Annotated in this window: 9 protein-coding genes; 7 read left to right on the top strand and 2 right to left on the bottom strand. The window is 63.8% G+C overall.

Annotation, left to right across the window (positions count from 1 at the left end):
• Positions 1-43: 43 nt before the first annotated feature.
• Together AB1E37_RS18730 and AB1E37_RS18725 are read left to right on the top strand one after the other, a co-directional pair.
• Positions 44-1,123: an efflux RND transporter periplasmic adaptor subunit gene (locus tag AB1E37_RS18730; RefSeq protein WP_004223497.1), complete on the top strand. Its 1,080-nt coding sequence runs from the start codon at positions 44-46 to the stop codon at positions 1,121-1,123.
• Positions 1,124-1,136: 13 nt separating this feature from the next.
• On the top strand, positions 1,137-4,229 hold the full coding sequence (locus AB1E37_RS18725; protein ID WP_032447396.1) for an efflux RND transporter permease subunit: 3,093 nt from the start codon (positions 1,137-1,139) through the stop codon (positions 4,227-4,229).
• A gap of 347 nt (positions 4,230-4,576) precedes the next feature.
• On the opposite strand, the gene AB1E37_RS18720 is transcribed toward AB1E37_RS18725, so the two are convergent.
• Entirely contained in the window at positions 4,577-5,296 is a 720-nt protein-coding gene (locus AB1E37_RS18720; protein WP_004223503.1) for a phosphodiester glycosidase family protein, read from the bottom strand.
• 47 nt (positions 5,297-5,343) lie between these two features.
• Positions 5,344-6,459: a YbdK family carboxylate-amine ligase gene (locus AB1E37_RS18715; protein WP_004176954.1), complete on the bottom strand. Its 1,116-nt coding sequence runs from the start codon at positions 6,457-6,459 to the stop codon at positions 5,344-5,346.
• A gap of 326 nt (positions 6,460-6,785) precedes the next feature.
• Between AB1E37_RS18715 and AB1E37_RS18710 the strand changes: the two genes are divergently transcribed.
• Genes AB1E37_RS18710 through AB1E37_RS18690 form a run of 5 tightly spaced genes read left to right on the top strand, consistent with a single transcriptional unit; the run spans position 6,786 to position 12,362 of the window.
• Positions 6,786-8,453, top strand: a complete 1,668-nt coding sequence (locus tag AB1E37_RS18710; RefSeq protein WP_004191441.1) for an ABC transporter substrate-binding protein — start codon at positions 6,786-6,788, stop codon at positions 8,451-8,453.
• Positions 8,454-8,471: 18 nt separating this feature from the next.
• Entirely contained in the window at positions 8,472-9,425 is a 954-nt protein-coding gene (locus AB1E37_RS18705; RefSeq protein ID WP_004178910.1) for an ABC transporter permease, read from the top strand.
• Positions 9,426-9,427: 2 nt separating this feature from the next.
• Complete coding sequence (locus AB1E37_RS18700; RefSeq protein WP_004178912.1) at positions 9,428-10,321, top strand: ABC transporter permease; 894 nt, start codon at positions 9,428-9,430, stop codon at positions 10,319-10,321.
• Between the two features lie 3 nt (positions 10,322-10,324).
• Complete coding sequence (locus tag AB1E37_RS18695; RefSeq protein WP_004223507.1) at positions 10,325-11,362, top strand: ABC transporter ATP-binding protein; 1,038 nt, start codon at positions 10,325-10,327, stop codon at positions 11,360-11,362.
• Positions 11,352-12,362: an ABC transporter ATP-binding protein gene (locus AB1E37_RS18690; RefSeq protein ID WP_004223509.1), complete on the top strand. Its 1,011-nt coding sequence runs from the start codon at positions 11,352-11,354 to the stop codon at positions 12,360-12,362. The genes AB1E37_RS18695 and AB1E37_RS18690 overlap by 11 nt, the downstream gene beginning before the upstream one ends.
• The last annotated feature ends 29 nt before the right edge of the window (positions 12,363-12,391 follow it).

Here is a 12,391-nt window from a genome sequence, read left to right as displayed (position 1 = left end):
CGCGCCTCGCTGCAGGCGCGCGTTACTGTCGCAAGGATCCTCTATGATTAAAACCTTCCGCTTTGCTCTGCTGGCCTGCGGTCTGGTCGGCGGCACCCTGACGGCGACCGCCGCGCCGGCGGTGCCGGTCCGCGTCGCCACGGTTGAACTGGCTCCTCATGCTGAAGAACGCGCTATCCCCGGGCGGGTCGAGGCGATCCGCGCCGTCGACATTCGCGCGCGCACCGAAGGGGTGATTGTTCAGCGCCACTTCCAGGACGGGCAGTATGTTACCGAAGGCGACCTGCTGTTTACCCTCGACGACGCGCAGCCCCGCGCGGCGCTGGCTCTGGCGCAGGCCGAGCTGAAAAGCGCCGAAGCCTCATTACGTCAGTCGCAGCAGTTGCTCACTCGCTACGAGCGGCTTATCAACAACCACTCCATCAGCCGCAACGACGTCGATACGGCCCGGATGCAGCGCGACGTCGCCGCCGCTGCCGTACAGCAGGCCAAAGCCCGCGTCGAGGCCCAGCAGATTGTGCTCAGCTACACTCAGATTGCGGCGCCGGTGACCGGTCGCGTGGGCCATAGCGCCTTTCACGTCGGGACGCTGGTCAATTCGTCCAGCGGCGTGCTGGTGGACATTGTGCAGTTGGATCCGGTGCGGGTCTCGTTCGCCCTCGACGAAGCCGCGTTTTTCAGTAAAACCGGCCAGCACGCCGATATCCACGCCCTGAAGCAGGCGTGGCTGGCGCAGATTGAGATTGATGGTAAACGGCGCGACGGGGTGTTGACCTCTATCGATAACCGGATCGACGCCCGCACCGGCAGCGTAGCGGTGCGGGCCGAGTTCGCCAATCCGCAGCACCGTCTGCTGCCGGGGGGCAGCGTGACGATCCTGTTCCGTCCGCAGGAACTGCCGTCGCGAGTGATGGTCCCTGCTGCCGCCGTGCAGCAGGATCCGCAGGGCTTTTTCAGCTGGGTGCTGAAGCCGGACCACACCGCCGGGCAGCGTCGTCTGACCCTCGCGGGGCAGCAGGGGCAGCAGTTTGCGGTCGAGAAAGGGCTGCAGGCGGGCGAGCAGGTGATCACCGACGGCGCGCAGCGGCTGCGCGAAGGCGCCGCGGTGCAGGTGCTGAACTAGCTAAGGAGAAGGGATGCTGACCTTTTTTATCCGTCGTCCGCGATTTGCCATGGTGATCGCGCTGCTGCTGACCTTTGTCGGCGCGGTGTCGCTGAAGCTGATCCCGGTGGAGCAGTACCCGGCGATCACCCCCCCGGTGGTGAACGTCAGCGCCAGCTGGCCGGGCGCCAGCGCGTCAGACGTGGCGGAAGCCATCGCCGCCCCGCTGGAGACCCAGCTCAACGGCGTCGATCATATGCTGTATATGGAGTCCACCAGCTCGGATGAGGGGACGTACCGCCTGAGCATAACCTTCGCGGCGGGCACCGATGCCGACCTGGCGGCGATCGACGTGCAAAACCGGGTGGCGCAGGCGCTGGCGCAGCTCCCGGCGGAGGTGCAGCAGAATGGCGTCCAGGTGCGCAAGCGCGCCAGCAATCTGCTTATGGGGGTAAGCCTCTACTCGCCGCTGGGCACGCTGTCGCCGCTGTTTGTCAGCAACTACGCCAGCACCCAGGTGCGCGAGGCGCTGGCCCGCCTGCCCGGCGTCGGCGAGGTGCAGATGTTTGGCGCCCGGGATTACAGCATGCGTCTCTGGCTGCGCCCGGACCGCATGAACGCGCTCAACATCACCACGGATGATGTCGCCCAGGCGCTGCGCGAGCAGAATGTGCAGGGCGCGGCGGGGCAGGTGGGCACCCCGCCGGTATTTAACGGCCAGCAGCAGACGCTGACCATCAACGGGCTGGGGCGTCTGAACGAGGCGGCCAGCTTTGGCGAGATTATTATCCGCCGCGGCGCGCAGGGGCAGCTGGTGCGCCTCGCCGACGTGGCGACCATTGAGCTGGGCGCCCGCAGCTACAGCTCCGGCGCCCAGCTGAACGGTAAAGCGTCGGCCTATCTGGGGATCTATCCGACGCCCACCGCCAACGCCCTGCAGGTCGCCAGCGCAGTGCGTGCGGAGCTTAACCGCCTGCACACTCGCTTTCCGGCGGATCTCACCTGGGAGGTGAAGTTCGATACCACCCGCTTTGTGGCGGCGACGATCAAAGAGATCGGCGTCTCGCTGGCGCTGACCCTGCTGGCGGTGGTCGTGGTGGTGTCGCTATTTTTGCAGAGCTGGCGGGCGACGCTGATCGTAGTGCTGGCGATCCCGGTGTCACTGATCGGCACCTTTGCGGTGCTCTATCTGCTGGGCTACAGCGCCAACACCCTCAGCCTGTTCGCGATCATTCTCGCCCTGACGATGGTGGTGGATGACGCCATTGTGGTGGTGGAGAATGTGGAAACCAAAATGGCGGAAGGGCTGGATCGCCTGCAGGCCACCGCCCAGGCGCTGCGGCAGATCGCCGGGCCGGTGATCGCCACGACCCTGGTGCTGCTGGCGGTGTTTGTGCCGGTGGCGCTGCTCCCGGGGATCGTCGGCGAGCTGTACCGGCAGTTTGCCGTGACGCTCTCCACCGCGGTGGCCCTGTCGAGCCTGGTGGCGTTAACCCTGACTCCGGCCCTCTGCGCGCTGCTGCTGCGCCCGCATCCCGCCCGGCCGGCGGCGGTGTGGCGGGCGTTTAACCGTCTTCTCGACGGCACCCGCGACGGCTATGGCCGGCTGGTAGGCTGGATGAACCGCCGTCCCTGGCTGGCGCTGGCGGCGACGGTGGCGGCAGGCGCGCTGGTGGCGTTCAGCTTCACCTCGATGCCGAAAGGCTTCCTGCCGCAGGAAGATCAGGGTTACCTGTTTGCCAGCGTGCAGCTGCCGGAGGCGGCGTCGCTGGAGCGTACCGAAGCGGTGATGGCCCAGGCGCGCAAGCTGCTGATGGCTAACCCGGCGGTGGAGGATGTGATTCAGGTGTCCGGGTTCAACATTCTCAACGGCACCAGCGCCTCTAACGGCGGGTTTATCTCGGTAATGCTCAAGGACTGGCATCAGCGGCCGCCGCTGGATGCGGTGATGGCGGATATTCAGCGCCAGCTGCTGTCGCTACCCGAGGCGACGATCATGACCTTCGCGCCGCCGACCCTGCCGGGCCTGGGCAATGCCTCGGGGTTTGATCTGCGCATCCTGGCGCAGGCCGGTCAGTCGTCGGCGGAGCTGGAGCAGGTGACGCGGCAGATCCTCCAGCTGGCGAACCAGCATTCGCAGCTGAGCCGGGTGTTTACCACCTGGAGCAGCAACGTGCCGCAGCTGACCCTGACGGTCGACCGCGACCGGGCGGCGCTGCTGGATGTGCCGGTGGCGCAGATCTTCAGCAGCCTGCAGACGGCGTTCGGCGGCACGCGCGCCGGCGATTTCAGCCGTAACAATCGTGTCTATCATGTGGTGATGCAAAATGAGATGCAGTGGCGTGAGCGGGCTGAGCAGATTAGCGAGCTGTACGTCCGCAGCCGCGACGGCGAGCGGGTGCGGCTGAGCAATCTGGTCACCATTACGCCGACGGTGGGGGCGCCGTTTATTCAGCAGTACAATCAGTTCCCGTCCGTGTCGGTGAGCGGTTCAGCGGCCGAGGGGGTCAGCAGCCGCACGGCGATGGCGGCCATGGAGCAGATTCTGCAGGCCCATCTGCCGTCGGGATATGATTATGCCTGGAGCGGGATCTCCTGGCAGGAGCAGCAGACCGGCAATCAGGCGGTGTGGATCGTGCTGGCGGCGGTGGCGATGGCGTGGCTGTTCCTGGTGGCGCAGTATGAGAGCTGGACGCTGCCGGCGAGCGTCATGCTCTCGGTGCTGTTCGCCATCGGCGGAGCGCTGCTCTGGCTGTGGACCGCGGGCTATGCCAACGATGTGTATGTTCAGATAGGGCTGGTGCTGCTGATCGCCCTGGCGGCGAAGAATGCGATTCTGATCGTTGAGTTCGCCCGCAGCCGGCGCGAGGAGGGGCTGTCGATAGTCGACGCTGCGCGCGAGGGGGCTACCCGCCGCTTCCGCGCGGTAATGATGACCGCGGTGTCGTTTATTATCGGCATTATGCCGATGATGCTCGCCACCGGCGCCGGGGCGCAGAGCCGGCGGATCATCGGCACCACGGTGTTCAGTGGGATGCTGGTGGCGACGATGGTTGGCATCCTGTTTATCCCGTCGCTGTATGTACTGTTTCAGCGTATGCGCGAGTGGGCGCATCGGCGGGGGTAAGCGCGGCGCTACCGGTTGGTAACGGGGATACTCCAGGCTGCAACGACTACCGGGCGGTCCCCTCTCCCTTTGGGAGAGGGGGAGGGTGAGGGTGGGTTTTGCTTCACGTTGCGTTTGGGCGTGAGCCCCGCCTTATCTGCCGACCTCCGGTTCGCCGATTTCAGCGGGAATCGGCCCTGCTGCACGCCCGTAGATTTCAGGGGCCATACCATAGCGAACAGACTCTGTAGACCCGGTAAGCGCAGCGCCACCGGGCAAGGACATCGGGCACGGCGGCAATACCTTGCCCGGCCTGTCGTTAATTTATTCACTCTCCTGGCTGGAATGGCCGCCCCCAAACGCGCCCGCTATTTTCTCTCTACCGTTATCATGGTCACGAACGGATGATACTGCCACGGCACGCTGCCGCCTTTGCGGTACATCTTCGACAGGGTGCCGTCGAGATAAAGCATCTGCCGCACGCCAAGCTTTGACTGCGCATAGCAGGCAAAATCGTAAAAGTTGGTCTCGCGATCGCTGAGCATAAACACCACCCGGCCCTGCTTATCGATACCAACCCCGTTGCGCAGCTTGCGCGAACTGGCGGAGGGCTTCAGTCGCCAGTTGATGACGCCATTTTCAATCAGCATCGGGCCGGACTGCACCGCATAGCGGATGGCGGGAGAGGATTTGTACGCCGGCAGCGGCACGATTTTCGCCCGGCCGTTTTCCACCAGTAATACGCCGCCGGGGCGGATAAAGAAGTTCCCGCCGCCGGCGGAGCGGTTGACCGGCGTCAGCCGTTTGCCGTCTTCGATATACAGCCCCAGCGGCGCGTAGGCCTTATCGTAAATGCCGCCGTTCATCGCCATCTGCACCCGGCCGTCGCCATCGATACCCGCCAGCAGCGAATGCAGGGAACCCCAGGCTTTGCCGTGCCGATCCTGCCAGTACATCGCAATGCGCTCTTTCTGCGCATCCACCCGATAGCTCTGCAGGGTCAGCGTCGGGTCGGTGAGGGTACAGGCGGCGCTGGCGACGGCGGCCAGGGGCAGCAGCGCCAGAGGGAGCAGGCAACGTAATAACATGGGCAGTCCTTTCTATAGTCTGCGCCGAGTATACCCGCCTCGCTGCCTTATGCCGCCCAAATCTCACAGTGTTTTTGCACCAGCCCGGAAAGCGAACCGCCGTTGGCGATAAAGTCGCGCATCTGCTGCGCCTCGCTGTGCGGCGATTTCGCCTGGCGAACCACCGCCTCCAGCGCTGCCGTCGCCTTCAGCTGATGGGCGAAAGGGGCCAGCCGGTCGGCGAGCTGCAGGATCTCCTGGCGGATGCTGCGCTGCTCCCCGCTGCGCACGTCGGTGAGGGTCCCGTCCAGCCCGTAGCGGCAGGCCTGATAGCGGTTAAAGGGGTACAGCAGATAATCATCAGGCTGGTGCTTAAAAGGACGCTCCGTCAACAGCCAGCAGGCCAGGGTCTGAATAAAGCCGGCGATGTGGATCGCCTGGGCAAGGGTCAAGGGGGTGTCCATCACCCGCACCTCGACGGTACCAAACTGCGGGCTGGGGCGAATATCCCAGTGCAGATCCTTCATGCTATCGATCATGCTGGTGTAGCTCAGCTGGCGGAACAGGCGACGAAACCCCTGCCAGTCGGCCACCCACGGCATCGGACCGTTGTCGGGATAGGAGGAGAAGCGGTTCAGGCGTGAACAGGCGAAACGGCTGTCGGTACTGTCAAACCACGGCGAGGCGGCGTTAAGGGCGATGAAGTGCGGTACAAAGCGCGACAGGCCATGCAGCAGATAGATGGCGTCGTCGCCGCTCTGGCAGCCGACGTGCACATGCTGGCCAAAGACTGTCGCCTGCTGTGCCAGATAGCCAAAATGCTCGACGGTTTTGACATAGCGCGGGTTATCGCTGATTTGCTGGCGCTGCCAGGCATGAAAGGGGTGGGAACCGCCGCCGCAGATCTGCAGATGATGGCGCAGCGCCGCGCGCTGGACCGCCTGCTGGATGGCGCTGAGCTGGATTTGCGCATGGCTGATGTCGCGGCACACCCCGGTGGCGATCTCCAGCATGCTCTCGGTGATGTCGTGTTTGGCTTCTCCCACGGTCAGCTCATGCTGGACGTCGGCAATCAGCGTCGAGGCATCCTGGCTGAGATCGTAACCCGGCGGGTTCACCACCTGCAGCTCCAGTTCGATACCGAGGGTAAAAGGATCGGAGCGGTGAAAATCGGCTAAAGGCATAGTCTCTCCCGGTCGATGTGTTCCCTGAAGTATAGAAGGGATTGATCCCGACGGAGAATACGCGGCGGCGGTGGACGGGGGATGAATAAAAAGTGACGCAGAGTGATTATTTGAAATTTGCCATATAGCGGCTGGTGCAATTCTGCAACATATTTCCCGCTGGCGGTGCGGCGGAATAAGGCGCAATTATTTTCCCATAATTATCATGGTGATAATATAAGTCATTCTTATTTTACCGGTCGGTTTTGACCTATTTTCGTCCGCGTAAGAGCTGGTACGCATTTTGCCTGTTAATCCGTGACATTTTATTTAACAGGGATCATGTGATGCACAAAAAGACGTTATTTTCGCGTGCCGGTCGTCTCGCCGTGGCGGTGAGCGGCGCACTGGCCCTGGCGGGCGCCGCCTTACCTGCCAACGCCTCCACGCTGCGGATCGCCATGACCGCCGCGGATATTCCATTAACCCTTGGCCAGCCGGATCAAGGCTATGAGGGCAACCGCTTTACCGGCATCCCGCTGTACGACGCGCTGGTGGAGTGGGATCTGTCGCAAGGTGAAAAGCCCAGCGGTCTGGTGCCGGGGCTGGCGACCGAGTGGCACATCGATCCGCAGAACACCAGCCGCTGGATTTTCACCCTGCGTCCGGGGGTGAAGTTTCATGATGGGACGGAGGTGAACGCCGACGCCATCGTCTGGAACGTGGATAAGGTACTGAATAAAGCGGCGCCGCAGTACGCCCCGGGTCAGATCGGCAACACCCTGTCGCGCATGCCGACCCTCACCGGCGCAGAGAAAATTGACGACCACACCGTGGCGCTGACCACCTCGGAACCGGATGCGCTGCTGCCGTACAACATCACCAACCTGTTTATCGTCTCGCCGACGGCGTGGCAGAAGCAGTATGACGCGGTGCCGGCCAGCGTGGGAGATAGCGCCGCGCGCAGCAAACAGGCGTGGACCGCCTTCGCCGCCCACGCGGTGGGTAGCGGCCCGTTCAAACTGGAGAAGCTGGTGCCGCGTCAGCAGCTGATCCTCGATAAAAACCCCGACTACTGGAACAAAGATCGCATTCCCCGGGTGGATAAAGTGGTGCTGATCCCCTTGCCGGAGGCCAACGCCCGTACCGCGGCGCTGTTGTCGAAGCAGGTGGACTGGATTGAAGCCCCGGCGCCGGACGCCATCGATCAGATCAAGTCTCAGGGTTTTCACCTCTACGCCAACACCCAGCCGCATCTGTGGCCCTGGCAGTTCTCCTTTGAAAAAGGATCGCCGTGGCAGGACATCCGCGTGCGCAAAGCGGCCAACTTGTGTCTGAACCGTGCTGAGCTGAAGAGCTACCTCGGCGGCTATATGACCGAGGCCACTGGGGTCTACGAGGCTGACAGCCCGTGGCATGGCAAACCCACCTTCCAGATCAAATATGACCCGGACGCCGCCCGCCAGCTAATGACCGAGGCCGGATACAGTGCCAGCAAACCGCTGCACGTCACGGTGGCTACCTCGGCCTCCGGCTCCGGGCAGATGCAGCCCTTGCCGATGAACGAGTATATCCAGCAGAGCCTGAAGAGCTGCTTCTTCAATGTGGATATCAAAGTGGTGGAATGGAACACCCTGTTTACCAACTGGCGCCTGGGCGCCCGGGACCCCTCGGCGAAAGGGATCGATGCGATCAACGTCAGCGCCGCGGTTAACGATCCTTACTTTGGCCTGATCCGCTTCTCGACGGCCAAAGCGTTTCCGCCGGTGGCGACCAACTGGGGTTACTTTTCCACGCCGGAGACGGAGAAGCTGGCCGCCGCCGTCAAGCACGCCTTTACCCCGGCGGAGATGAACAAAGCGGCCGGTGAGTTGCACGCCGCGCTGGTGGATCAGGTGCCATTCCTGTTTGTCGCCCACGACGTCGGGCCGCGTGCGATTTCCCCTGCGGTGACCGGGGTGGTGCAACCGCAGAGCTGGTTTATCGACCTCAGCCTGGTGAGCAAAAAAGAGTAATCGCGAAAGGGGCGACCGATGATCAATACGCTGCTATACCGCATTCTGCTGGCTATCCCCACCATGCTGGGGGTGGCGGTGATCTGTTTCATGCTGGTGCAGATCGCCCCGGGCGACCCGCTGGTGTCGGTGATGCCGCCGGACGCCTCGGAGGCGCTGCGTCAGACATTAATGCAGGCTTACGGCTTTGATAAGCCGCTGCCCCTGCAGTTTATCCACTGGCTGTGGCGGGCGCTGCACGGCGACCTTGGTATGTCGGTCGCCACCGGCCGCCCGGTGATAGACGAAGTGATGACCGCGGTGGCTTACTCTCTGCGCCTGGCGCTGCTGGCGACGGCGATCGGTTTTGTCCTCGGCAGCCTGTTCGGCTTTGTCGCTGGCTATTTTCGCAACAGCGTCATTGACCGTCTGGCCTCGGTATTGTCGGTGTTTGGCGTCAGCGTGCCGCACTACTGGCTGGGGATGCTGCTGGTGATCCTCTGCAGCGTCAAGTTCGCGCTGCTGCCGGCCACCGGCGGCGGGCCGATAGGCGAGGTGGGCTGGCAATGGGACTGGGCGCACCTGCAGTTCATGCTGCTGCCGGCCCTCACCCTGTCGGTGATCCCGACCGGGATTATCGCCCGCACCGTGCGCTCGCAGGTGGCCGATATCCTCAGCCAGGAGTTTATCGTTGGCCTGCGCGCCCGCGGGCTCAACGAGTCGCGCATCTTTGTCCATGTCATGAAAAATGCCGCGCCCACCGCGCTGGCGGTGATGGGGCTGCAGGTGGGCTATCTGATGGGCGGCTCGATCCTTGTGGAGACCGTTTTCTCCTGGCCGGGAACCGGATTGCTGCTCAATACCGCCATTTTTCAGCGCGACCTGCCCCTGCTGCAGGGCACCATCTGGGTGCTGGCGCTGTTTTTCGTGCTGCTCAACCTGCTGGTGGATATTCTGCAGACCACCCTCGATCCGCGTATTAAGAGGAGCTGACCATGGTGGATACGGCAACGACGAAAGCGGTCCCGGCCGCAGCGGCCCACGCTACCCGGCAAGGTTACTGGCGCGGCGTGCTGCGCCGCCTACTGCGCGACCCCGGCGGGGTGGTGGTGGGCGTGGTGATCCTCCTGCTGCTGGCCCTGGCGCTGTTCGGTCCGTGGCTTATCGTCAAAGATCCCTATCAAACGTCGATGTTCCTGCGCCTGAAACCCATCGGCAGCGATGGCTTCCCGCTGGGCTCGGATGAGCTGGGACGCGACATGCTGTCGCGGCTGATCCTTGGCACCCGACTGTCGCTGTTTATGGGAATTGTCCCGGTGGTGTTCGCCTTTTTTATCGGCGGGGCCATCGGGATTATCGCCGGCTATACGGGCGGCAAAACCAATACCGTGATTATGCGCACCGTGGATGTGTTCTATGCCTTTCCCTCCGTCCTGCTGGCGATTGCGCTGTCGGGAGCGTTGGGGGCGGGCATCGGCAATGCGCTGTTGTCGCTGACCCTCGTGTTTGTCCCGCAGGTGGCGCGGATTGCCGAGAGCGTGACCGCCCAGGTGCGGCATATGGACTATATCGACGCCGCCCGGGCCACTGGCGCCAGCGCGTTGACCATTATCCGCGTCCAGGTGTTGGGCAACGTGCTCGGGCCGATCTTCGTCTTCTCCACCGGGCTGATTTCGGTGTGCATGATCCTCGCCTCCGGCCTGTCGTTTCTCGGCCTCGGCGTGCGGCCGCCGGAGCCCGAGTGGGGGCTGATGCTCAATACGCTGCGCACGGCAATCTATACCCAGCCGTGGGTGGCCGCCCTGCCGGGCCTGATGATTTTTATCACCTCCATTTCGTTCAATATCCTCGCGGACCGCCTGCGTGCGGCAATGGCGATTAAGGAGTAAGCGATGCAACCCTTTATCAATATCGACCTTGGCGGGCCGGCGCAGCCGCTGCTGAAGGTCAATCACCTGCTGAAGTACTTTCGCGGCGGCAAAGGCCGGGAGGTGGTGCAGGCGGTGGACGATATCAGCTTCACGGTGATGAAAGGCGAAACCCTGGGGGTGGTCGGCGAGTCGGGCTGCGGCAAATCGACCACCGCCCGGCTGCTGATGCAGTTGCTCACCCAGGACAGCGGCGAACTGATCTTCGACGGACAGGGGGTCGGCTCGTCACGTCTGCCGCTGAAAGCCTACCGTCGCCAGGTGCAGATGGTTTTCCAGGATAGCTATGCTTCGCTCAATCCGCGCCTGACCATGGAGGAGAGCATCGCCTTCGGCCAGCGCGTCCACGGCGTCAGCGCCAGAGAGGCCAGCGAATATGCCCGCTATCTGCTGGCGCACGTTGGCCTTGAGCCGGCGCGCTTTGCCGACCGCTACCCGCATGCGCTCTCCGGCGGCCAGCGGCAGCGGGTGAATATCGCCCGCGCGCTGGCGATGAAGCCGCGGCTGGTGATCCTCGATGAGGCTGTGTCGGCGCTGGATAAATCGGTGGAAGCCCAGGTGCTGCAGCTGCTGCAGGAGCTTAAACGGACTCTCGAGCTGACCTACGTGTTCATCAGCCACGATCTACACGTGGTTCGCTGGCTGTCGGATCGGATCCTCGTCATGTACCTTGGCGAAGTGGTGGAGATTGGCCCGGCGGAGCAGCTGTTTACCGCCTCCGCCCACCCCTATACCCGGGCGCTGTTAAGCTCGATGCCCTCCATGGACCCGGAAAACCGCACCCTGACCTCGCCGCTAAGCGGCGATCCCCCCAGCCCCATCGCGCCGCCGAGCGGCTGCCGCTTTCACACCCGCTGCCCGCATGCGAAGGCGGTCTGCGCCGAGGTGAAACCGCGGCTGGAGGCGGTTGGGGAGGGGCACCAGAGCGCCTGCCTGATGGCGCAGCCGGCCTCGCCCTGGCATCAAAGCATCCCCCTTAAGGAGGTCAGCCATGTCGGATAACGCCTTTGTCCATGTGCGCGACCTGCGGGTCGTCTTTCGCCGCGACGGGCAGACCATCAACGCGGTCAATGGAGTCTCCTTTGAGGTACAAAAGGGGGAGGTGATGGCGCTGATTGGCGAGTCGGGTTCCGGCAAGAGCGTGACCCTGCGGGCGCTGATGCGCCTGCACCCGCCAGGGAGCAGTGAGCTCTCCGGCACCCTGCAGGTGGGGGATAACGAGGTGCTGACGATGAGCGCCAGCCAGCTGCGGCGCTATCGCGGCGGACGCTGCGCGATGATTTTTCAGGAGCCGCTGCTGGCCTTCGATCCGGTCTACACCGTCGGGCAGCAGATTATTGAAGGGCTGCGCCGCCACGAAGGGCTGTCGCGCCAGGCGGCCCGGGACAGGGCGCTGGAGGCCCTGAGCCAGGTGCGCATTCCCAGCCCCGAGCGGCGGCTGGATGCTTACCCGCACGAGATGTCCGGCGGAATGCGCCAGCGGGCGATGATCGCCCTTGCGCTCTCCTGTAACCCGCAGCTGCTGCTGGCGGATGAGCCGACCACCGCCCTCGACGCCACGGTGCAAATCCAGATCCTGATCCTGCTGCGCGAGCAGCAAAAGCAGCGCGGGCTGTCGATCGTGTTTGTGACCCACGATATCGGCGCCGCGGTGGAGATCGCCGACCGGGTGGCGGTGATGTACGCCGGGCGGATCGTCGAGGAAGCGTCGATGAGCGAGATCCTGCGCCACCCGCGCCATCCTTATACCCAGGTGCTGCTGGGCAGTCGGCCGAAAGAGGGGCTTAAGAAAGGTGATGCCCTGCACTGCATTCCCGGCGCGCCGCCGGATCTGGCGCGCTTGCCGCCCGGCTGCGCATTTGCCGAGCGCTGCCCGCACCGTCGCCCGGTCTGTGAGCAGAGTCTGCCGCCGACGGAATCCGTCGCGGAACGCCACGCGGTGAGTTGCCACCGCTGGCGCGAGCTGGCGATTGACGCTAACGCCCAGGCCCTGGCCGTCTGATCGGCGGCAAAAAACCATACAGGATGAAG

This window comes from Klebsiella sp. Shm-1 (assembly GCF_040804525.1).
GTDB lineage: Bacteria > Pseudomonadota > Gammaproteobacteria > Enterobacterales > Enterobacteriaceae > Klebsiella > Klebsiella pneumoniae.
Note: the sequence above shows the minus strand (reverse complement) of the source record. Positions and strands in the feature narration are given on the sequence as shown.

Bases quoted from the DNA above. Each gene is read 5' to 3' on its own strand.
- AB1E37_RS18730 (WP_004223497.1), top strand. From the start codon at position 44: ATGATTAAAACCTTCCGCTTTGCTCTGCTGGCCTGCGGTCTGGTCGGC.
- AB1E37_RS18725 (WP_032447396.1), top strand. From the start codon at position 1,137: ATGCTGACCTTTTTTATCCGTCGTCCGCGATTTGCCATGGTGATCGCG.
- AB1E37_RS18720 (WP_004223503.1), bottom strand. From the start codon at position 5,296: ATGTTATTACGTTGCCTGCTCCCTCTGGCGCTGCTGCCCCTGGCCGCC.
- AB1E37_RS18715 (WP_004176954.1), bottom strand. From the start codon at position 6,459: ATGCCTTTAGCCGATTTTCACCGCTCCGATCCTTTTACCCTCGGTATC.
- AB1E37_RS18710 (WP_004191441.1), top strand. From the start codon at position 6,786: ATGCACAAAAAGACGTTATTTTCGCGTGCCGGTCGTCTCGCCGTGGCG.
- AB1E37_RS18705 (WP_004178910.1), top strand. From the start codon at position 8,472: ATGATCAATACGCTGCTATACCGCATTCTGCTGGCTATCCCCACCATG.
- AB1E37_RS18700 (WP_004178912.1), top strand. From the start codon at position 9,428: ATGGTGGATACGGCAACGACGAAAGCGGTCCCGGCCGCAGCGGCCCAC.
- AB1E37_RS18695 (WP_004223507.1), top strand. From the start codon at position 10,325: ATGCAACCCTTTATCAATATCGACCTTGGCGGGCCGGCGCAGCCGCTG.
- AB1E37_RS18690 (WP_004223509.1), top strand. From the start codon at position 11,352: ATGTCGGATAACGCCTTTGTCCATGTGCGCGACCTGCGGGTCGTCTTT.